20 protein-coding genes and 1 riboswitch are annotated in these 19,697 nt (G+C 59.4%); of the genes, 14 read left to right on the top strand and 6 right to left on the bottom strand.

What is annotated here, in order from left to right:
* Positions 1 to 762 carry a molecular chaperone gene (locus tag IM300_RS02640; protein ID WP_193035254.1) on the top strand — a complete coding sequence of 254 codons (762 nt, stop codon included), beginning with the start codon at positions 1 to 3 and terminating at the stop codon, positions 760 to 762.
* The gene (locus tag IM300_RS02645) at positions 746 to 1,804 is read left to right on the top strand and encodes a type 1 fimbrial protein (protein ID WP_131636410.1); all 1,059 of its coding nucleotides are present in this window, start codon (positions 746 to 748) and stop codon (positions 1,802 to 1,804) included. The genes IM300_RS02640 and IM300_RS02645 overlap by 17 nt, the downstream gene beginning before the upstream one ends.
* 44 nt (positions 1,805 to 1,848) lie before the next feature.
* Here the strand turns inward: IM300_RS02645 and ribB are convergent, their stop codons facing one another.
* Complete coding sequence (gene ribB / locus IM300_RS02650; protein WP_063451142.1) at positions 1,849 to 2,502, bottom strand: 3,4-dihydroxy-2-butanone-4-phosphate synthase; 654 nt, start codon at positions 2,500 to 2,502, stop codon at positions 1,849 to 1,851.
* Between the two features lie 105 nt (positions 2,503 to 2,607).
* Positions 2,608 to 2,758: riboswitch (FMN riboswitch) on the bottom strand.
* A 120-nt stretch (positions 2,759 to 2,878) separates the two neighbouring features.
* On the opposite strand from ribB, the gene ubiK reads away from it, so the two are divergent.
* A complete protein-coding gene (gene ubiK, locus IM300_RS02655; RefSeq protein ID WP_063451141.1) occupies positions 2,879 to 3,175 on the top strand; it encodes a ubiquinone biosynthesis accessory factor UbiK in 297 nt (98 codons plus the stop codon).
* A gap of 116 nt (positions 3,176 to 3,291) precedes the next feature.
* Here ubiK and hldE read toward each other — a convergent pair whose 3' ends face one another.
* Genes hldE through IM300_RS02670 form a run of 3 tightly spaced genes read right to left on the bottom strand, consistent with a single transcriptional unit; the run spans position 3,292 to position 8,941 of the window.
* Positions 3,292 to 4,722, bottom strand: a complete 1,431-nt coding sequence (gene hldE / locus IM300_RS02660) for a bifunctional D-glycero-beta-D-manno-heptose-7-phosphate kinase/D-glycero-beta-D-manno-heptose 1-phosphate adenylyltransferase HldE (protein WP_063867704.1) — start codon at positions 4,720 to 4,722, stop codon at positions 3,292 to 3,294.
* A 40-nt stretch (positions 4,723 to 4,762) separates the two neighbouring features.
* Positions 4,763 to 7,618: a bifunctional [glutamate--ammonia ligase]-adenylyl-L-tyrosine phosphorylase/[glutamate--ammonia-ligase] adenylyltransferase gene (gene glnE / locus IM300_RS02665; RefSeq protein WP_193035189.1), complete on the bottom strand. Its 2,856-nt coding sequence runs from the start codon at positions 7,616 to 7,618 to the stop codon at positions 4,763 to 4,765.
* 21 nt (positions 7,619 to 7,639) lie between these two features.
* The gene (locus IM300_RS02670) at positions 7,640 to 8,941 is read right to left on the bottom strand and encodes an inorganic triphosphatase (RefSeq protein WP_193035191.1); all 1,302 of its coding nucleotides are present in this window, start codon (positions 8,939 to 8,941) and stop codon (positions 7,640 to 7,642) included.
* Between the two features lie 237 nt (positions 8,942 to 9,178).
* Between IM300_RS02670 and IM300_RS02675 the strand changes: the two genes are divergently transcribed.
* Both IM300_RS02675 and IM300_RS02680 read left to right on the top strand, forming a co-directional pair.
* Positions 9,179 to 9,799 (top strand): TIGR04211 family SH3 domain-containing protein, encoded by a 621-nt coding sequence (locus tag IM300_RS02675; protein ID WP_001303390.1) that lies wholly within the window; start codon positions 9,179 to 9,181, stop codon positions 9,797 to 9,799.
* A 61-nt stretch (positions 9,800 to 9,860) separates the two neighbouring features.
* The gene (locus IM300_RS02680) at positions 9,861 to 11,102 is read left to right on the top strand and encodes a multifunctional CCA addition/repair protein (RefSeq protein WP_193035193.1); all 1,242 of its coding nucleotides are present in this window, start codon (positions 9,861 to 9,863) and stop codon (positions 11,100 to 11,102) included.
* Positions 11,103 to 11,115: 13 nt separating this feature from the next.
* On the opposite strand, the gene bacA is transcribed toward IM300_RS02680, so the two are convergent.
* Both bacA and folB read right to left on the bottom strand, forming a co-directional pair.
* Positions 11,116 to 11,937 carry an undecaprenyl-diphosphate phosphatase gene (bacA, locus tag IM300_RS02685; protein WP_193035195.1) on the bottom strand — a complete coding sequence of 274 codons (822 nt, stop codon included), beginning with the start codon at positions 11,935 to 11,937 and terminating at the stop codon, positions 11,116 to 11,118.
* Between the two features lie 106 nt (positions 11,938 to 12,043).
* Entirely contained in the window at positions 12,044 to 12,412 is a 369-nt protein-coding gene (folB, locus tag IM300_RS02690; RefSeq protein ID WP_063451134.1) for a bifunctional dihydroneopterin aldolase/7,8-dihydroneopterin epimerase, read from the bottom strand.
* Positions 12,413 to 12,519: 107 nt separating this feature from the next.
* Here folB and plsY point away from each other — a divergent pair, with 107 nt between their 5' ends.
* From plsY to IM300_RS02735, 9 genes are all read left to right on the top strand, one after another.
* Positions 12,520 to 13,134, top strand: coding sequence for a glycerol-3-phosphate 1-O-acyltransferase PlsY (gene plsY / locus IM300_RS02695; protein WP_022649440.1), 615 nt, complete (start codon positions 12,520 to 12,522; stop codon positions 13,132 to 13,134).
* A 92-nt stretch (positions 13,135 to 13,226) separates the two neighbouring features.
* Complete coding sequence (locus IM300_RS02700) at positions 13,227 to 14,693, top strand: MFS transporter (protein WP_193035197.1); 1,467 nt, start codon at positions 13,227 to 13,229, stop codon at positions 14,691 to 14,693.
* A 137-nt stretch (positions 14,694 to 14,830) separates the two neighbouring features.
* Positions 14,831 to 15,658 carry an urease accessory protein UreD gene (locus IM300_RS02705; RefSeq protein WP_193035199.1) on the top strand — a complete coding sequence of 276 codons (828 nt, stop codon included), beginning with the start codon at positions 14,831 to 14,833 and terminating at the stop codon, positions 15,656 to 15,658.
* 10 nt (positions 15,659 to 15,668) lie between these two features.
* Positions 15,669 to 15,971, top strand: a complete 303-nt coding sequence (locus tag IM300_RS02710) for an urease subunit gamma (RefSeq protein WP_063438602.1) — start codon at positions 15,669 to 15,671, stop codon at positions 15,969 to 15,971.
* A gap of 10 nt (positions 15,972 to 15,981) precedes the next feature.
* Positions 15,982 to 16,296: an urease subunit beta gene (locus tag IM300_RS02715; protein WP_063451131.1), complete on the top strand. Its 315-nt coding sequence runs from the start codon at positions 15,982 to 15,984 to the stop codon at positions 16,294 to 16,296.
* Positions 16,289 to 17,992, top strand: a complete 1,704-nt coding sequence (gene ureC, locus IM300_RS02720; protein ID WP_193035201.1) for an urease subunit alpha — start codon at positions 16,289 to 16,291, stop codon at positions 17,990 to 17,992. The genes IM300_RS02715 and ureC overlap by 8 nt, the downstream gene beginning before the upstream one ends.
* A gap of 9 nt (positions 17,993 to 18,001) precedes the next feature.
* On the top strand, positions 18,002 to 18,466 hold the full coding sequence (gene ureE / locus IM300_RS02725; RefSeq protein WP_193035256.1) for an urease accessory protein UreE: 465 nt from the start codon (positions 18,002 to 18,004) through the stop codon (positions 18,464 to 18,466).
* A gap of 9 nt (positions 18,467 to 18,475) precedes the next feature.
* Positions 18,476 to 19,015, top strand: a complete 540-nt coding sequence (locus IM300_RS02730) for a HupE/UreJ family protein (RefSeq protein ID WP_193035203.1) — start codon at positions 18,476 to 18,478, stop codon at positions 19,013 to 19,015.
* Complete coding sequence (locus IM300_RS02735; protein ID WP_193035205.1) at positions 19,015 to 19,689, top strand: urease accessory protein UreF; 675 nt, start codon at positions 19,015 to 19,017, stop codon at positions 19,687 to 19,689. Before IM300_RS02730 ends, IM300_RS02735 begins: the two co-directional genes overlap by 1 nt.
* Positions 19,690 to 19,697 lie beyond the last annotated feature (8 nt).

The raw sequence follows: 19,697 nt of genomic DNA on the forward strand, positions 1-19,697 counted from the left end.
ATGAAATTAACCCCGCTTAAAAGCCTGTGCCTGATGCTCTTCAGCGCAGCATTTACCACTCACGCCGCCATTAACCTGGACCGCACGCGCATTGTCTTTCCCGAAAGCGATAAGGCCAGCAGCCTGAAAGTGGACAACCAGAGCAAGGCGCTGCCTTACCTGGCGCTTTCCTGGATTGAAGATGAAAAAGGGCGCAAAGAAGACGCGCACTTTATGGCGCTTCCGCCCATTCAGCGCATTGAGGCGGGCTCCTCATCCCAGGTGAGAATTGTGAAACAAGCCGCGACCGGTCAGCTGCCCAAAGACCGGGAGTCCCTGTTTTACTTCAACCTGCGCGAAGTGCCGCCTAAAAGCAGCAGCGCAAGCGAGGAGCGCAGCGTGATGCAGGTGGCGATGCAGAGCCGAATCAAACTGTTCTGGCGTCCAAAGGCGATCGCCAAAAAACCGGGGGAGATGACGGAAATGCGGATGGAAATTACCGCCAGCGCGAAAGGCCTGACGGTGCATAACCCGACGCCCTACTACATTACGCTGGCGTGGCTGAGCAAAAACGCCAAAACCATGCTGCCGGGCTTTGACAGCCTGATGATTGCGCCTTATGCCACGGAAACCACCTCCACCGGGGATTATCACGGCAGCTATTACAGCATCGGATATATCGACGATTACGGCGCGCTCAGGAAAGTGGATGCGCAATGCGCGGGAACGGCTTACTGCAAGCTCACCGAACGGAAGGTCAGCCCTGATGCGCAAGCTCATTAACCTCATGCTGCTTCTGCTGGCCTTTTTACCGCTGAAAGAGGCGCTGGCGCTTAACTGCTATCTGGGCGGCTCGGGCGGGCCCGTCGAGGAGACAAAAACGATTTCGCCTTTTGCTATCCCCAGCAACGCGCAGGTTGGGCAAAAAATCTGGGAATCGAACGACATTAAAATTCCGGTGACGTGCGATCACAACGTCACCAGCGGGTTTGAGCCAGAAGATGTGTATGCCTGGGTCAACCCGTACCCCTCCGCAACCGATCCTTACTATGAGCTCGGCGTCACGTATGAAGGGATGGATTACGATGCGACAGGCCAGTCCAACGGCGTTGATACGCATCAGTGCCTGGATAACAATAACATCACGATCTACACCCCTTCACAGATACGGCAGATGGGCTGGGAAAACCGCATCTGCTCCGGTAACCCGGACGATATCCACACCTCGCGCACGTTTATCGCCCGCCTGCGTCTGTTCGTCAAAATCAAGGCCGTCCCGCCCCACGGCTACGTCAGCTCGCTGAGCGATTACATCGTGGTGCAGTTTGACGGCAAGGGCGGGGTGAACCAGATGGTTGACGCGAAGAACCTTAAGTACCACATCAACGGCCTGCAAAACATTACGGTACTGGACTGCGGGGCAACCTTTAGCATTTTCCCGGAAAATCAGGAAATTGATTTCGGCACCTTTAGCGCCCGCGACATTGTGAACCAGCAAACGCGCAAGCGGACCTTTTCGGTCAGGACCACGAAAGTTCAGGACGCCCAGTGCTCCGACGGTTTTAAGATGGATTCGTCGTTTTACACTACTGACACGCTCACCGCGGACGATACCGCGCTGCTGATTGGCAACGGCTTAAAGCTGCGTATTCTGAACGGGACGGAGCCCTATACGTTTAACCAGTATAAAGAGTATGCGGATTTTACGGGCAGCACGTTGCAGTATGAGCAAAACTATACCGCAGAGCTGTCACCGGTGGAGGGAAAAGCGATCCGGTCCGGGCCGTTTGAAACCGTGGTACTGTTCAAAATTAACTACCACTAGCAACAAAAAAGCCGGGTTTCCCCGGCTTTTTCACGTCAGCGCGTTCAACTGGCCTTACGCTCGTGCGCCTGGCGGTACTCCACCAGATCGTCAATCGTCACCACCGGCATGTTGTGCAGACGGGCAAAGGTGATGCACTCCGGCGCGCGCGCCATGGTGCCGTCATCGTTGGTCAGCTCGCACAGGACGCCCGCAGGCTTGAAGCCAGCCAGCGTCACCAGATCGATGGTCGCTTCGGTATGACCACCACGGGTCAGCACGCCGCCCGGCTGCGCGCGCAGCGGGAAGACGTGGCCAGGACGGTGCAGATCGGAAGGTTTCGCGCCATCGGCAATGGCTGCACGGACGGTAGTCAGGCGGTCAGCCGCCGACACGCCGGTGGTTACGCCATGCGCCGCTTCAATGGTCACGGTAAAACCGGTCCCGAAGGCGCTGGTGTTGTTTTCAACCATCATCGGCAGCTCAAGCTGCTGGCGGCGGTCTTCGGTAATACACAGGCATACGATGCCGCTGCCGTGACGAATGGTCAGCGCCATCTGCTCAACGGTCATGTTTTCGGCGGCGAAAATCATATCGCCTTCGTTTTCACGATTTTCGTTGTCCAGCACCATCACGCCGCGGCCTTCGCGCAGTGCATCCAGTGCATGTTCAACACGTTGAGTTGAAGTGCCAAAAGAGGAAAGTAGCGTCTGATTCATGGTAAAAAAACCTCATTAACTTTATGGTTACCAGAATCAGGGCAGTCTTAGGAGCGCCGTACAAGCGGCAAAAAAATAACGTGAGCGGGCCTCGCCCGACTTGATCGTTACTCTCTCCCATCCGGACTCTAACCGTCGGCCCCGGAATTACACCGGATCTGCTGACCTTTGAGAATTCACCCAAAGCGCTCGCGGGCTTTCAGCGCTAAGCTGATTTACCGCCGGTGGGGAATTTCGCCCCGCCCTGAGAATAAGCGAGATAACTATAACGCTATTGATTACCCTGGGCAATGCATAAGCTTCAAACAATTTTGTTTAACCCGCGGCATGACGCGCTACAATAGGCACTAACACCTTTTCATCAAGGGAAACGACAATGATTGACCCAAAGAAAATTGAGCAGATCGCGCGTCAGGTTCATGAGTCCATGCCGAAAGGCATTCGTGAGTTTGGTGATGACGTTGAGAAGAAAATCCGCCAGACGTTGCAGGCACAGTTGGTTCGCCTTGATTTAGTCAGCCGCGAAGAGTTTGACGTGCAGACTCAGGTTCTGCTGCGCACCCGCGAGAAGCTGGCGCTGCTGGAACAGCGTCTGAGCGATCTGGAAAACCGTAATGCGCCGGAAGAAGTGAAGCCGGCTCCGGCTATTCCGCCGGTGGATGACCAGGAGTAAGTGCGGCCTGTTGTGCCCGGTGGCGGCTCTGCCTTACCGGGCCTGGATGATCGCGTAGGTCGGGTAAGGCGCAGCCGCCACCCGACATAAAAAAACGGGCCAGCTGGCCCGTTTTTTTACTGACTGTCTTTCTGGATCTTCCTGATGATGTTGGTGGTGGAGCACCCGTCCTCAAAGTTGAGCACCATCACTTCACCGCCATTCGCCCAGACCTCTTCGCTACCCGCGATTTGCTCTGGCTTGTAATCGCCGCCCTTCACCAGCAGGTCAGGCAGGATCCCGGCAATCAGGCGCTGCGGGGTATCTTCTTCAAACGACACCACCCAGTCTACCGCTTCCAGCGCGCCGAGCACGATCATACGCTGCTCCAGCGGGTTAACCGGGCGCGTTTCGCCTTTCAGACGTTTGGTCGACGCATCGCTGTTGACCGCCACAATCAGGCGATCGCCCAGCTTGCGCGCGTTCGCCAGATACGAAACATGACCCGCGTGCAGGATGTCGAACACACCGTTGGTCATCACCACTTTTTCACCGCGTTTGCGCGCGGCGGCAACGGCCACCTTCAGCTCGTCTTCGGTCATGACGCCAAAGCCGGTATCCGCACGCCCGCGCACCGCGTTTTCCAGCTCGATTGGCGAAACGGTGGAGGTCCCGAGTTTACCGACAACCACGCCCGCCGCGGCGTTCGCGAAGTAGCACGCCTCTTCCAGGGAGTTACCCGCCGCCAGCGTCGCCGCCAGCACGCCGATCACCGTATCACCGGCACCGGTCACGTCGTACACTTCCTGCGCCTGGGTTGGCATATGCAGCGGTGCCTTGCCCGGTTGCAGCAGCGTCATGCCCTGTTCAGAACGGGTGACCAGCAGCGCAGACAGCTCGAAATCAGCGATGATTTTCATGCCGCGCTCAACCAGCTCTTCTTCCGTTTTGCACTTGCCCGCCACCGCTTCGAACTCAGAAAGGTTTGGCGTTAGCAGGGTTGCGCCGCGATAGCGCTCAAAATCGGTGCCTTTCGGGTCGATCAGCACCGGTACGCTGGCTTTACGCGCCAGCTGGATCATGGTCTGCACGCTCGCCAGCGCACCTTTGGCATAATCCGACAGCACCAGCGCGCCGATATTGCCCAGCGCCTGGCTGATGCGCTCGTGCAGCGGCTCAGGATCAACGCCTTCGAACCCTTCTTCAAAATCGAGGCGGATCAGCTGCTGGTTACGCGACAGCACGCGCAGCTTGGTGATGGTTGGGTGTGTCGGAACAGAAACGAAGTCGCACTTCACGTTCACGTCCGCCAGCGACTGACTCAGCGCACGCGCCGCATCGTCAATGCCGGTCAGGCCCACCAGACGCGAATGCGCGCCCAGCGAGGCGATGTTCATCGCCACGTTTGCCGCGCCGCCTGGGCGCTCTTCAATGGTGTCGACCTTAACCACCGGCACCGGCGCTTCCGGAGAGATACGGCTGGTCGGCCCATACCAGTAGCGATCCAGCATCACATCACCGACAACCATAACTCCAGCACGTTCAAACTCTGGCAGTGTTACTTTCATTCCTGACTCCAGAAAGATTCACAATTTGCGCGCGATAATATCACACTTGTTTTGTTACGCACGGTTCCACCAGCCACTTCTGCCAGCTTGTGGTCACCTGCGCGCGTTCATCGGTGAAACAGTCCAGCGCCACATGGCCCGGCTGTTCCTGCAACGCCAGGTGGTGCAGCTCATCACGCAGCGTGGTGTAGGCGCGGGTTAAGGCCTGGGCCTCCTGCTCGTCCATGATGTCGTTCTGTGCGAGCAGTTCCAGAATGCGCACGTTATCGGACCAGCGGGTCAGCTTCGGCTTGTCGTGCGCGTGCAGCAGCACCAGATACTGGGTGATGAACTCAATATCGGTAATTCCGCCCTCATCGGCTTTGATATCAAAGCGATCCCGATGTTTGTTGCCCAAATGCGCGCGCATTTTCTCACGCATTTCACGCACTTCAGTTTGCAAAGTGCTGGCCTCGCGCGGGGTCGTCATGACTGACTTGCGGATCGCATCGAACTGCGTTTTGAGCTGCGGATCGCCATACACCACGCGGGCGCGCACCAGCGCCTGATGTTCCCACGTCCAGGCTTCGTTCTTCTGATAGTCAGCAAAAGCGTCTGTCGAGGTGACCAGCATGCCTGCCGCGCCGGACGGGCGCAGACGCGCGTCCACCTCGTACAGAATGCCCGACGAAGTGCGGGTGCTGAACAGGTGCATGATGCGCTGGGCCAGGCGAAGGTAGAACTGCCGCCCGTCGATTTCACGTACGCCGTCGGTCATTACGTCAACCGGGCAGTCGTGCAGGAAAATCAGATCCAGATCGGAGCTGTAGCCCAGCTCCCAGCCGCCCAGCTTGCCGTAACCCACCACCGCAAATCCACGGCCTTCGCGGTCGGCAAGGTGCGTCGGCTGGCCGTAGCGGGCCACCATCTGCACCCACGCCTGGTGGACTACCGCGTCGATGATCGCCTCCGCCAGCCAGGTTAAGTGATCGCTCACTTTCATTACCGGCAGCGTACCGGCGATATCCGCCGCCGCCACGCGCAGCATCTGCGCCTGCTTAAACTGACGCAGCGCCTCAAGCTGCTGCTCTTCGTCCTCTTCCGGCACGCGCAGTAGATACTGGCGCAGCTCGTCGCGGTAGGCGTCCGTCGCCGTCGGCTGATAGAGCGTATTCGGATCGAGCAATTCGTCCAGCAGCAACGGATAACGCGCCAGCTTGTTGGCGACCATCGGCGAGGCGGCGCAGAGGGAAATCAGGTGCTTCAGCGCGCCGGGAAACTCGCTCAGCAGTTCCAGGTAGGTGGTACGCGTGACGATCCCGCTCAGCAGCGGCATCATGCGCGACAGCGGCACCGGCGCATCCTCGCGGGAGCAGACGTCGCTCAGCAGATGCGGCATCAGATGATCCAGCACCTGCCGACCGCGCGGGCCAATGGCGCGCTTGTTCAGCTCAAGGCGGAAATCGGCAATCAACGCCACCACGCGATGGCGGGCGTCGTCGCTGAGGTGGGCCAGCACCGGCGTGGTGTCATCTTCCTGGAGCGCGTCCTGCCACAGTTCGCGCCAGTGCTCGGAGAGCGCGTCGTCCTGCGATTCACTTTCGTCGTCGCCGATCAGATCGTTAAAGATGCGGCGCACGCCCGCCATATGGGCTTCCAGTCGTGCCGTCAGCGCCGCCCAGTCATCCACCCGCATGCCCCAGGCCAGACGCGCCCGGTTCAGCTCGTCGCCGGGCAACGTCTGGGTCTGTTCGTCGTTAATGCTTTGCAGCAGATTTTCCAGACGGCGCAGGAAGAGATAGGCCTCCCGCAGCGTTTGCGCGTCGCCTTCCGGCAGGAGATGCAGCCGATCGATAGCGCTCAGCGTCGGCAGCAGCGAGCGGGACTGCAACGAGGGCTCACGCCCGCCGCGAATCAGCTGGAAGACCTGCACGATAAATTCGATTTCACGTATACCGCCCGCGCCGAGCTTGATGTTGTCTTTCAGGCCGCGCCGGCGCACCTCGCGGGCGATCATCCCTTTCATATTGCGCAGGGACTGGATCACGCTGAAGTCGATGTAGCGGCGGAAAACGAACGGGCGCAGCATGGCGCGCAGCTCGTTGGCGTAGGCGTCTTCGCCGTCGCCCATGATCCGCGCTTTGACCATCGCGTAACGCTCCCAGTCGCGTCCCTGCTCCTGGTAATAATCCTCAAGCGCAGCAAAGCTCAGCACCAGCGGACCGCTGTCGCCAAACGGACGCAGGCGCATGTCCACGCGGTAGACAAAACCGTCCTGCGTGGGCTGATCCAGCGCCTTAATCAGCCGCTGGCCCAGGCGGGTAAAGAACTGGGCGTTATCCAGCTCGCGACGACCGCCGCGCGTGGAGCCGTTCTCCGGCCAGGCAAAAATCAGGTCAATGTCCGAGGAGAAGTTCAGCTCGCAGCCGCCCAGCTTGCCCATCCCCAGAATCAACAGCGGCTGCGGAACCCCGTCTTCGCTGCACGGCGTGCCCCACTCCTTACAGCAGGCGGCGTAGAGCCAGTCCCGCGCGGCAACAATCAGCGTCTGCGCCAGCTCGCTCAGCTGCTGCAAGGTGCTCTCTTCGCTCACCAACGCCAGCGCCTGCGCCCAGGCAATGCGTACCATCACCCGGCGGCGGAACTGGCGCAGAACGCGCATCAGCGTGGCTTCATCCGCTACCCCTTCCAGCGCGGTTTGCAGCCAGCCAGCATAATGCCGCCACTCGTCAGCCTGCGGGGGCGCGCTTTCCAGCTCTGCCAGCCAGTCCGGGTTGGCGCTGATGCTCTCCTGCACAAAATCACTGAACGTGAGCACGCTTTTCGCCTGCTCGCTTAACGATGACGCGGGTAACGACTCGGGCAGACGTTCGCAAACGGTCTGCCAGTGCTGCTGTAACTGCGAAGAAAGCGGCATATCAGGGGTTCCTTGCCAGAATTAACGTTTTCCGCTGTGCAGCCAGTACGGATCCTGCGAAATGGCCTCGTTGCGGAAATGCTCGATCTCAATCTGCTGACGGGTCTCGATGGCATGCTGAAGCCCCTGCCAGTTCTCCAGCCAGGCCTGCGCCTTCACGCCCTCATACGCACCGGACAGCAGCAGCATGCAGTCGATGTTACGCGCCAGACGGGGAATCTGGTCGCCATACTGGTCGCCCAGCGGATGCGCGAAGGTGGTTCTCAGCTCGGCGGCGTGACGGGAAAGATGGATATCCGCGAAGCGTTTGAAGTTCTCCGCAATTTTGGTCTGGCCTTTCGCATCCAGGAAGGTGCGCCAGCCGCGGGTCACCAGAAACTCGGTCAGCGCCAGTTTCGCGCTGGCGTTTTGCGGGCTGTAGATTGCCGTTTGCGCCGACACGTCGGAAAGCATCAGCGTTTCGGTTTGGGTGAGCAAATCACGTAAGTGAGCGCTCGCTTTACGCGGGACGATACCGCCGAACAGCGCCAGGGTATGACGCACCAGCCCCATGGCAGCAAGCACCTGTTTTTTGGCGTTTTTCACGTTACGCGCCCACAGCTCTTCGTGGTACTGCCACTGAGAGAGCGCCAGCTCCAGCGCCGCCTCCATGCCCTGCTCAACGCTGGCTTTCGGCACAACGCGCAGAATCGGGGTTTCCCGCAGCACGCGCGGCGCATTCCCGGCGGCCAGGTGATAGCCGCGCGCCGCTTTACTCAGGCTGCCCTGACGCAGGCCTGGCTGGTTCACCAGCTTGCGCGCCAGCTTCAGCACATCGCTCGCCTCGCCTTCCAGCAGTTCAAGTTCCAGCTCGCAGATCGGCTCCTGCTCTTCACCCGCCTTAATCTCACCCCGATCAAACGCGATTTCAATGCGGCTCTTGCCTTCCGTCACCAGCCATTTCTCGCGCCAGAAATCGGTGCTGAACAGCGGTTTTGCTTCTGCCGACAGCGTTGCAGGCAGCGTCCCTTCAGGCCAGACTTCCGCCGGAAAACGATCCAGCTCAAGTTCTGGCTTACTGATGTCGATATTGTATTCCGGACGCTGGTGCAAACCGCCGACCACGCGACCGGCGATTTTCATCGTCATCTCGTAGCGCCCGTTCGCCCCGCGGATGCGCAGGCCCATATCGTGGTTGCGCAGCCAGTTATCCGGCGTTTCGTAATAGATGTTGAGCAGCTGTACGGGTTCATGGTGCTCGCCGGACAGCGTGTTCAGATGCTGGCGGAGCGCGTCAGCGCTGTCTTTTTCGACGATAAACTTTAATTCAATCTCTTGTGCCATAGCCTTGTACTTTTGCGTGCGTCACAGACGCGTCGATGAAGGCGAACTTCCTCGCCATTTGTTTGTCAGTACATAGTATTTTGCGCCAAATTGCCACGCAATGAGCAATTTGACGGGTGTAAAAGTTTAAAGCAGTGGAAATCATGACACAGATGATTCCGATTGATGATGAATCCTTTGCGTAGCGACACTGATACCACTACTATCGTTCCACTTTTTATGAAAATAACGACTGATATGCTTAAATTACGCCTGATTGGACTTACTTTACTCGCTTTTAGCGCCGCAACGGCGGTCCACGCTGAAGAGAAACGTTACGTTTCTGATGAACTGAACACCTGGGTACGCAGCGGCCCTGGAGACAATTATCGCCTCGTGGGTACGGTAAATGCCGGCGAGGAAGTGACTCTGCTGCAAACTAACGCAGACACAAATTATGGTCAGGTTCGTGACAGCTCCGGCCGCACCTCGTGGATCCCACTGAAAGAGCTGAGCACGGTGCCAAGCCTGCGCACCCGCGTGCCGGATCTGGAAAATCAAGTGAAAACCCTGACCGATAAGCTGAACAACATTGACGGCACCTGGAACCAGCGCACCGCAGAGATGCAGCAGAAAGTCGCGCAAAGCGACAGCGTGATCGCCGGTCTGAAAGACGAAAACCAGAAGCTGAAAAACGAGCTGATCGTCGCGCAGAAGAAAGTAAACGCCGCTAACCTTCAGCTGGATGATAAACAGCGTACCATCATCATGCAGTGGTTTATGTATGGCGGCGGCGTGCTGGGCGTCGGTCTGGTGCTGGGCCTGGTGCTTCCTCATCTCATCCCAAGCCGCAAACGTAAAGACCGCTGGATGAACTAACTCGTCTTCTCTGCCACACTTACGTATCATCTTGCGAAAAGAGAAAACGGGAGTGTAAGGCGTGAAGAGTTATCTGGTCGGTGGTGCGGTACGTGATGCGTTGTTAGGTCTGCCGGTCAAAGATAAAGACTGGGTCGTGGTTGGCGCCACGCCCGAAGCGATGATTGACGCGGGCTACCAGCAGGTAGGCCGCGATTTTCCCGTGTTCCTCCATCCGCAAAGCCGGGAAGAGTACGCCCTGGCGCGTACGGAACGGAAATCCGGTTCCGGTTATACCGGCTTCACCTGTTATGCCGCACCGGATGTGACGCTGGAGCAGGATCTGCTGCGCCGCGATCTCACCATTAACGCCCTGGCTCAGGACGAAAACGGCCATATCATCGACGCCTACGGCGGGCAGAACGATCTGCGCGATCGTCTTTTACGCCATATTTCCCCCGCCTTTTCTGAAGATCCGCTTCGCGTGCTGCGCGTGGCGCGTTTTGCCGCCCGTTATGCCCATCTCAGCTTCCGTATCGCCGACGAGACGATGGCGCTGATGACGGCCATGACCGAGGCGGGCGAGCTGGAACACCTGACGCCAGAACGCGTCTGGAAAGAGACCGAAAACGCCCTGACCACCCGCAACCCGCAGGTCTTTTTCCAGGTTCTGCGCGACTGCGGAGCGCTGAAGGTGCTGTTCCCGGAAATAGACGCGCTGTTTGGCGTGCCCGCCCCGGCGAAATGGCACCCGGAAATTGATACCGGCATTCACACCCTGATGACGCTGAGCATGGCTGCCATGCTCAGCCCTGAGGTGGACGTGCGTTTCTCTACCCTGTGTCACGATCTCGGTAAAGGATTAACGCCTAAAGCACTCTGGCCGCGTCATCACGGGCATGGCCCGGCAGGGGTGAAGCTGGTTGACGGGCTGTGCCAGCGCCTGCGCGTGCCGAATGACATTCGCGACCTGGCAAAGCTGGTCGCTGAATTTCACGACCTGATCCACACTTTCCCGATCCTCAAACCCGCCACTATCGTTAAGCTGTTCGACAATATCGACGCCTGGCGCAAGCCGCAGCGCGTGGAGCAGATTGCGCTGACCAGCGAAGCGGACGTGCGCGGCCGCACCGGGTTTGAAGCATCCGATTACCCGCAGGGGCGTTTGCTGCGCGAAGCGTGGGAAGTGGCAAAAGCGATGCCAACGAAAGAGGTGGTGGAGGCTGGGTTTAAAGGCCCGGCGATCCGCGAAGAGCTAACGAAACGGCGGATTGATGCGGTAGCGGCGTGGAAGGAAAAACGTTGCCCTCAGCCGAAAGACTGAGGGCGGTTGGTCATCAGAAGAAGACCACGTACACGGCAGCCGCGACGATAAAGCGGTAGATCGCGAACGGAATAAACGAGATACGCTTAATCAGTTGCAGGAAGGTTTTGATGGCAATCAGCGCCACGATAAAGGCGGTGATAAAGCCTACGGCGAACATCGGAATGTCGCCCACGGTCAGGAAGTCGATGCTTTTGTAGAGGTCCAGCGCGGTGGCGCCCATCATCATTGGCACCGCCAGCAGGAATGAGAATTCAGAGGCGGCGTAACGGCTCACGCCCATCAGCATCCCGCCGGAAATGGTTGCTCCTGAACGGGAGAAGCCCGGCCACAGCGCCAGACACTGGAAGCAGCCAATGATAAACGCCTGGCGATAGGTCATATCGTCCAGACCTTCCGCACGCGTGGTTTTTGGCTTCAGCACTTCTGCGGCAATCAGCAGGAAGCCGCCGACGACCAGCGCGTACATCACGTTAATCGGGTTAAAGAGCGATTTAATGGTGTCGTGGAACACCAGCCCCAGCACCACTGCCGGGATCATCCCGAGCAGGATATGAATCAGCGTCAGGCGCCCTTTGCCCTCTCCTTCACGCTGCGGCAAACGCCCGAAATGGATGCCGATCAGACCAAACAGACGACGCCAGAACATCACGACCACCGCCAGGATAGAGCCCAGCTGAATCACCACCTCAAACGTCTTTGCGGTATCGCCTTCAAAGCCCAACAGATGGCCAACGATAATCATATGGCCCGTACTGGACACCGGCAAAAATTCCGTCAATCCTTCGACCACACCCAGTATTGCCGCCACCAGCAGCGAGTGCATATCGCTCATCTATAAACCCCTAAAAAGATATAAAAAAACGGTGCCCCACACGGACAACCGTGAAAGATACAGCGTTAAGACCGATATAACCTAAAATGGTTTAGCAATTATGACGTTAAATCTTTCCTTTCAGATTTGTGCCACGCTCGATAATGACGCCCACGTTGGCGGCGCGCGCCACCGCGCCCGGCTTGCTCAGCTTGATGCGCACCCACGGGGAGTTAAACTTGCTCAGCAGCAGTTCCGCCACCTCTTCCGCCACGCGTTCCACCAGCGCAAAACGTTGTCCTTCCACGTGGCCGATGACCGCTTCACTGATGTCGGCGTAGCTCAGACAGTCATTCACATCGTCGCTTTTTGCTGACTTGCGGTTATCCCAGCCCATTTCGATATCGAACACCAGTTTCTGCTCGATGGTCTGTTCCCAGTCGTAAACACCAATTGTGGTGATTACCGAAAGTTGCTCTATAAATACAATATCCATCACGACCTGCCTGCTTTTTGGCTAAACCGGATACCACTTCCGGCGAATTATGCGTATTATCCACAGATGCTGAGAATACAGATACATTTTCAAAACGGAACAGCGTTATGAGTGCAATCGCGCCTGGAATGATCATCCTCGCCTACCTTTGCGGCTCAATCTCCAGCGCCATTCTGGTCTGCCGCATCGCGGGGTTACCCGACCCACGCGAAAGTGGTTCCGGGAATCCGGGGGCGACCAATGTACTACGAATTGGCGGCAAGGGAGCAGCCGTAGCGGTTTTGATTTTTGATGTCCTGAAAGGAATGCTTCCCGTCTGGGGTGCGTATGCGCTGGGCGTCACGCCCTTCTGGCTGGGGCTGATTGCCATCGCCGCCTGCGTCGGCCATATCTGGCCCGTTTTCTTTGGTTTTAAGGGCGGCAAAGGCGTTGCCACCGCGTTTGGTGCGATTGCGCCTATCGGCTGGGATCTCACCGGCGTGATGGCGGGCACCTGGCTGCTGACCATCCTGCTCAGCGGCTATTCGTCGCTGGGCGCCATCGTCAGCGCGCTGATCGCTCCGTTCTATGTCTGGTGGTTCAAACCGCAATTTACCTTCCCGGTGTCGATGCTCTCGTGCCTGATCCTGCTGCGTCATCATGACAACATTCAGCGCCTGTGGCGTCGTCAGGAAACCAAGATCTGGACGAAGCTCAAGCGTAAGAAGAAAGACGCTCAGTAAACCGTTCGTTATGCCTTATAACCAAATGTGATTTTTGTCACCTTCTGCCTGTGGTAACTGTTAGGTACACAACACCACTACACAAAAAGAAAATGGCAGAAATCACAGACGCAACTCCCCTTCCAACGGCAGGAAACACCCCGGATGGTGACATCAGGTGGGTACGCAGCGCCTCGGACGTTTCACGTCTCGTTAACGACGGCTCTCAGGGCCGGGCAAATGCCCGCATCGTGGTCGGTATCGCGCTCGGGGGAATTTTCCTCGATGCCTACGATCTGGGTGCACTGGCCTTTGGTATCAAAGACATCACCCGCGAATTTAACCTGACGCCCGCCGGTACCGGCATGGTGGCCTCGGCGATTACCTTTGGCGCCATTGTCGGGGCGCTGCTCGGCGGTTACCTCACGGATAAAATCGGGCGCTACCGCGTCTTTATGGCCGACATGGTATTCTTTGTCGTCGCCGCTATCGCCTGCGCGCTGGCCCCGAATGAATATGTGCTGGCGGGCGCGCGCTTTGTGATGGGCCTTGGCGTCGGGATCGACCTTCCCGTCGCGATGGCGTTTCTCAGTGAATTTGCCAGGCTGAAAGGCCCGGGGAATAAGGCCTCCAGCGTCGCGATGTGGTGCCCTACCTGGTATGCGGCGATCAGCATCTCTTACCTTCTGGTTCTCTTTTTCTACGCCGTACTGCCGGAAAGCCACAGCGACTGGCTCTGGCGTCTGATACTGGGCTTTGGCGCGGTACCCGCGCTGGTGATTATCGCCATCCGCAGCCGCTACATGAGCGAATCCCCGGTCTGGGCGGCGAATCAGGGCAACCTGAAAGAGGCGGCGTCCATTTTACGGCAGTCGTACAACATTAATGCCCACGTGCCACAGGATGCGCTCGACCAGCCCGCGCCGGTGGTCAATAAGGCTAAATGGTCGAACTACCTGAACCTGTTCCGTGGTATCTATCTGCGGCGCACCACGCTCGCCACGCTGCTGTCGGTTGTCTCCTCGTTCGCCTATAACGCCGTGGCCTTTGGTCTCCCGGTAATCATCTCCAGCTTCTTCGTGCAGTCGATGCTGACCACCATTCTGATCTCCCTCGCGCTTAATCTGCTTTTCGCGTTTGTCGGTGGGCTGCTGGCGGTGCGCTATGTTCCGCGCTTCGGCGCGTGGCGAATGTCACTGGCGGGTTACGCCTGCCAGCTTGTGGCGCTGCTCGGGCTGGGGCTGATTGGCCGCCCTGACGGAACAACGGAAGGTGTGGTCGCCGTCGCAATGCTGGCGCTGTTTCTGTTTGGTCAGGGTTTTGGACCCGGCGCGCACACCATGACGTTTGCCTCTCTGAGCTATCCAACCTCCCTGCGCGGCGTGGGCGTCGGCTTAAACCAGACGCTGATGCGCAGCAGTTCCACGCTATCGCTGTTCCTGTTCCCGCTGCTGGTCGCCTCACTGGATACCGCCGTGTTCTGGGTGATTGCGCTGGCGCCGTTTATCGGACTGGCGTCCCTGCTGGCGATCCGCTGGGAGCCGTCGGGGTATGATGTGGATGCAGAGGATTATCGCTAGCCTTTCTTGCCGGGTGGCGCTGCGCTTACCCGGCACACATGAGCCGGTTTTTTTATCCATAAGCGACTCATATGACAGCCTTCATTTCTGCCAGGGCATACTGAAACGTATCCCGATAGTGCGGAAATGGAAGCACCATGTTAGCAACTCAGGTCACTGATAATTCATACAAAGGCTGGCAGGCATCGCTGGCCCTCCAGTTTTGTTATACCCCTGAGAAAACCCTCCTCCGTTCCGCGCGTCATACCGGGCCGCTCACCGTTCAGCGTCCGTTTTACCCCGAAGGGGAAACCTGCCACCTTTATCTGCTGCACCCGCCAGGCGGGATTGTGGGCGGTGATACGCTGGATATTTCTGTGAGGCTCGACGCCAAAAGCCATGCCCTTATCACCATGCCCGGCGCCAGCAAGTTCTACCGCAGCAGCGGCCCGCAGGCCTCTCTCAATCAGCATTTTTATCTCGACGAAGATGCTACGCTGGAGTGGCTGCCGCAAGACACCATAATTTTCCCCGGTGCGCACGCCGCGCTGCGTTCCGTCTTTCACCTGCACGCCACCAGCACGCTGCTGGCGTGGGAGCTGTACTGCCTTGGGCGACCGGTGATAAACGAAACCTTCAGCCACGGCACGCTGGAGAGCCGCGTTGAGGTGTGGGTGGATGGCGAGCCGCGCCTGATTGAACGCCAGCATCTCAGCGAAGGCGATCTCGCGCCCGTCGCGGGCCATCCGTGGGTCGGCACGCTGCTGTTCTATCCGGCCCGGGAAGCACATCTCGACACGGTGCGCGAACAGCTCACCCCGTCAGAAGACGTTGCCGGGGCAACGCTCACCGACGGCCTGCTGTCGGTGCGTTTTCTCTCCCACGACAACCTTATTTGCCAGCGGATGATGCGCGATATCTGGCAGTCGCTTCGCCCGCTGTTAACCCCCAAAACCGCCTGTTCGCCGCGTATCTGGCAGACATAAGAGAAACGCTATGGAACTGACCCCCAGAGAAAAAGACAAGCTGTTGCTGTTCACCGCCGCGCTGGTTGCCGAACGTCGCCTTGCGCGCGGGGTAAAGCTCAATTATCCAGAATCGGTCGCGCTGATCAGCGCCTTCATCATGGAAGGCGCACGCGACGGCGAAACCGTCGCCACGCTGATGGAGGCGGGCCGCCACGTCCTGACGCGCGATCAGGTGATGGAGGGCGTACCGGAGATGATCCCGGATATTCAGGTGGAAGCCACCTTCCCGGACGGATCCAAGCTCGTCACCGTCCACAACCCGATCGTGTAAGGAACGCGTGATGATCCCAGGCGAATACCGGATCCAGTCCGGCAGCATTGCTCTCAACGTCGGGCGAGACACCCAAAGCGTGATTGTGGAAAACCACGGCGACAGGCCGATCCAGGTGGGATCGCACTATCACTTTTACGAGGTCAACCCCGCGCTGAAGTTTGACCGGGAAGCCACCAAAGGTTACCGGCTGAACATTCCGGCGGGCACTGCCGTGCGCTTCGAGCCAGGCCAGAAGCGAGAGGTGACGCTGGTTCAGGTGACGGGCGCTCAGCGCATTTTTGGCTTTCGCGGCGAGGTCATGGGAGAGGTGAAACATGGCTGACATTTCGCGCCAGGCGTATGCCGATATGTTTGGCCCCACTACCGGGGATAAAGTGCGGCTGGCGGACAGCGAGCTGTGGATCGAAGTGGAGGACGATCTCACGATCTACGGCGAAGAAGTTAAATTCGGCGGCGGAAAAGTGATCCGCGACGGCATGGGGCAAGGGCAGATGACCGCCGACGACTGCGTGGATCTGGTGCTCACCAACGCGCTGATCGTCGATCACTGGGGGGTCGTGAAGGCCGATATCGGCGTGAAGAACGGGCGGATCTTCGCCGTCGGCAAAGCCGGAAATCCGGATATTCAGCCCGGCGTGACGATCCCGATCGGTGCCGCAACGGAAGTCATCGCCGCCGAAGGGAAGATCGTCACCGCCGGCGGGATCGACACCCACATTCACTGGATCTGTCCGCAGCAGGCGGAAGAGGCGCTGGTTTCCGGCGTCACCACCATGATCGGCGGCGGCACCGGCCCCGCGGCAGGCACCAACGCCACCACCTGCACGCCGGGGCCGTGGTATATCGCCCGCATGTTGCAGGCCGCCGATACGCTGCCGGTGAATATTGGCCTGCTGGGCAAAGGAAACGGATCAAACCCGGACGCCCTGCGCGAGCAGATCGCCGCCGGCGCCATCGGGCTTAAGATCCACGAGGACTGGGGCGCGACGCCCGCGGCGATCGACTGCTCGCTGGAGGTGGCTGAAGAGATGGACATTCAGGTGGCGCTGCACAGCGATACGCTGAACGAGTCCGGTTTTGTCGAAGACACGCTGGCGGCCATCGGCGGGCGCACCATCCACACCTTCCATACCGAAGGCGCGGGCGGCGGCCACGCGCCGGATATCATCACCGCCTGCGCGCACCCGAATATTCTGCCCTCTTCCACCAACCCAACGCTGCCCTACACGGTTAACACCATCGACGAGCACCTCGACATGCTGATGGTTTGCCATCACCTTGACCCGGATATCGCCGAGGACGTGGCGTTTGCCGAATCCCGCATTCGCCGGGAGACCATCGCCGCTGAAGACGTGCTGCACGATATCGGCGCGTTCTCGCTCACCTCGTCAGATTCGCAGGCCATGGGCCGCGTGGGGGAAGTGATTATCCGCACCTGGCAGGTGGCGCACCGCATGAAGGTTCAGCGCGGCGCGCTGCCGGAAGAGACCGGCGATAACGACAACTTCCGGGTGAAGCGCTATGTCGCCAAATACACCATCAACCCGGCGCTGACCCACGGCATCGCCCATGAAGTGGGATCGATTGAGGCGGGCAAGCTGGCGGATCTGGTGGTCTGGTCCCCCGCCTTCTTTGGCGTAAAACCGGCCACCATCGTCAAAGGCGGGATGATCGCCTGCGCGCCGATGGGCGATATCAACGCCTCGATCCCCACGCCGCAGCCGGTGCATTACCGCCCGATGTTTGGTGCCCTGGGCGCCGCACGCCACGCCACGCGGCTGACGTTTATCTCGCAGGCTGCTCATGCCAGTGGCGTGCCGCAGCAGCTCAACCTGCAAAGCGCTACCGCAGTGGTGAAAGGCTGCCGGACGGTGAAAAAGGCCGACATGATCCACAACGATTTACAGCCCAATATCACCGTTGACGCGCAAACCTACGAGGTACGCGTCGACGGCGAACTGATTACCAGCGAACCGGCAGAGGTTTTGCCGATGGCGCAACGCTATTTCCTGTTCTGAGGAGTGATGATGATCTATCTAACCCAACGCCTGGACCACGCGCACCCGATCACCGCCAGCGTCACGCTGCCCATTGACGTGCGGGTGAAAAGCCGCGCCCGCGTGGCGCTGAACGACGGTCGCGAAGCCGGGCTGCTGCTGCCGCGCGGTTTGCTGCTGCGCGACGGGGATCTGCTGACCACCGACGACGGCAGCGAGGTGATCGAAGTGATCGCCGCTCCGGAGTCGGTTTCCGTGGTGCGCTGCACCGACCCGTTCCTGCTCGCCCGCGCCTGTTACCACCTGGGCAACCGTCACGTGCCGCTGCAAATTATGCCCGGCGAGCTGCGCTACCACCATGACCACGTCCTTGACGACATGCTGCGTCAGTTCGGGCTGGAGGTGATCTTCTCCAGCCTGCCGTTTGAACCGGAAGCGGGCGCTTACGCCAGCGATGCTCACAGCCATAGCCACTCTCACGCTCATTCACATTAAGGATCCATCATGCGTAAGTATTTACCCTTGTTATTGCTGGCCTTTTCCGTTCCGGCGCTTGCCCATCCGGGACACGGCACCGACAGCTTCCAGGCCGGCTTTCTCCATCCGCTTACCGGGCTCGATCACCTGCTGATGCTGACCGGCGCGGGCGTGCTCTCGGCGCTGAGCGGCCGCAGGCTCCTGCTGCCGTTTGCCACCCTCGGCATGATGCTTATTGGCGCGATTGCGGGCAGCCTGCTCGGCAGCTTTAGCGGCATGGAGATGCTGATTATCGCCTCGCTGGCGGTCTGCGGCGTAATGATGTTTAAGACCGAAAAACGCCTGCTGCTGGCGGTGCCTGCCCTGGCGATGTTCCACGGCTGGGCGCACGGCGTGGAGATGTCTGGCCACAGCTTCTGGCTGTTCACCAGCGGTTTTATGCTCGCCAGCGCGACGGTGCTGGGCGCCAGCTTCGCGGCGGGGCTGCTGCTGCGCCGCCACGACGGTCTGCGTAAAACCTTCGGCGGCGGGCTGATCGTCTCCGCCCTGCTGGCGCTGATGAGCTAATGGAGCACGCCCGCCAGTGGCTGCGCCTGATGCAGCTCTCCAGCAGTAGCCTGCCGGTCGGGTCGTTTACCTGGTCGCAGGGGCTGGAGTGGGCCGTCGAGGCCGGGTGGATCACCAGCGCCGACGCGTTCAGACGCTGGCAAATCCAGCAGATGGAGCAGAGCTTTTTCTGCGTCGACCTGCCGCTGTTCATCCGCCTGTACCGTGCCTGCGAGCAGCAGGACGTCGCAGCAGCAAAACGCTGGACGGCATACCTGCTCGCCTGTCGGGAAACGCGCGAACTGCGCGAGGAAGAACGCAACCGCGGCGCGGCCTTTACGCGCCTGGTTAAAAGCTGGGAACCCGCCTGCCCGGCAGAATGGCTGCCGCTGTTGATGCAAAGCCAGCTCGGCGGCATGGCGTGGCTCGGCGTGCGCTGGGGAATTGGCGCGCGCGAGCTGGCGCTGAGCCTCGGCTACAGCTGGATTGAGAGCGCGGTGATGGCGGGCGTCAAGCTGGTGCCGTTCGGGCAGCAGGCCGCACAGCAGCTGATTATCGACCTGAGCGACCATTTTGCCGCCGGGTTTGAACAGGCTTTCTCACGCAGCGACGACGCGCTGGGGGCCGCTACGCCGCTGTCCGCCATCGCCTCTGCGCGCCACGAAACCCAATATTCACGACTATTTCGTTCCTGAGGAGTCAA

Origin of the sequence: Enterobacter cloacae complex sp. I2, assembly GCF_014896205.1 — a bacterium.
Taxonomy (GTDB): Bacteria; Pseudomonadota; Gammaproteobacteria; order Enterobacterales; family Enterobacteriaceae; genus Enterobacter; species Enterobacter quasihormaechei.

Excerpts from the sequence above, each read along its gene's own strand:
- IM300_RS02640 (WP_193035254.1), top strand. The coding sequence starts at position 1 with ATGAAATTAACCCCGCTTAAAAGCCTGTGCCTGATGCTCTTCAGCGCA.
- IM300_RS02645 (WP_131636410.1), top strand. The coding sequence starts at position 746 with ATGCGCAAGCTCATTAACCTCATGCTGCTTCTGCTGGCCTTTTTACCG.
- ribB (WP_063451142.1), bottom strand. The coding sequence starts at position 2,502 with ATGAATCAGACGCTACTTTCCTCTTTTGGCACTTCAACTCAACGTGTT.
- ubiK (WP_063451141.1), top strand. The coding sequence starts at position 2,879 with ATGATTGACCCAAAGAAAATTGAGCAGATCGCGCGTCAGGTTCATGAG.
- hldE (WP_063867704.1), bottom strand. The coding sequence starts at position 4,722 with ATGAAAGTAACACTGCCAGAGTTTGAACGTGCTGGAGTTATGGTTGTC.
- glnE (WP_193035189.1), bottom strand. The coding sequence starts at position 7,618 with ATGCCGCTTTCTTCGCAGTTACAGCAGCACTGGCAGACCGTTTGCGAA.
- IM300_RS02670 (WP_193035191.1), bottom strand. The coding sequence starts at position 8,941 with ATGGCACAAGAGATTGAATTAAAGTTTATCGTCGAAAAAGACAGCGCT.
- IM300_RS02675 (WP_001303390.1), top strand. The coding sequence starts at position 9,179 with ATGCTTAAATTACGCCTGATTGGACTTACTTTACTCGCTTTTAGCGCC.
- bacA (WP_193035195.1), bottom strand. The coding sequence starts at position 11,937 with ATGAGCGATATGCACTCGCTGCTGGTGGCGGCAATACTGGGTGTGGTC.
- folB (WP_063451134.1), bottom strand. The coding sequence starts at position 12,412 with ATGGATATTGTATTTATAGAGCAACTTTCGGTAATCACCACAATTGGT.
- plsY (WP_022649440.1), top strand. The coding sequence starts at position 12,520 with ATGAGTGCAATCGCGCCTGGAATGATCATCCTCGCCTACCTTTGCGGC.
- IM300_RS02700 (WP_193035197.1), top strand. The coding sequence starts at position 13,227 with ATGGCAGAAATCACAGACGCAACTCCCCTTCCAACGGCAGGAAACACC.
- IM300_RS02705 (WP_193035199.1), top strand. The coding sequence starts at position 14,831 with ATGTTAGCAACTCAGGTCACTGATAATTCATACAAAGGCTGGCAGGCA.
- IM300_RS02710 (WP_063438602.1), top strand. The coding sequence starts at position 15,669 with ATGGAACTGACCCCCAGAGAAAAAGACAAGCTGTTGCTGTTCACCGCC.
- IM300_RS02715 (WP_063451131.1), top strand. The coding sequence starts at position 15,982 with ATGATCCCAGGCGAATACCGGATCCAGTCCGGCAGCATTGCTCTCAAC.
- ureC (WP_193035201.1), top strand. The coding sequence starts at position 16,289 with ATGGCTGACATTTCGCGCCAGGCGTATGCCGATATGTTTGGCCCCACT.
- ureE (WP_193035256.1), top strand. The coding sequence starts at position 18,002 with ATGATCTATCTAACCCAACGCCTGGACCACGCGCACCCGATCACCGCC.
- IM300_RS02730 (WP_193035203.1), top strand. The coding sequence starts at position 18,476 with ATGCGTAAGTATTTACCCTTGTTATTGCTGGCCTTTTCCGTTCCGGCG.
- IM300_RS02735 (WP_193035205.1), top strand. The coding sequence starts at position 19,015 with ATGGAGCACGCCCGCCAGTGGCTGCGCCTGATGCAGCTCTCCAGCAGT.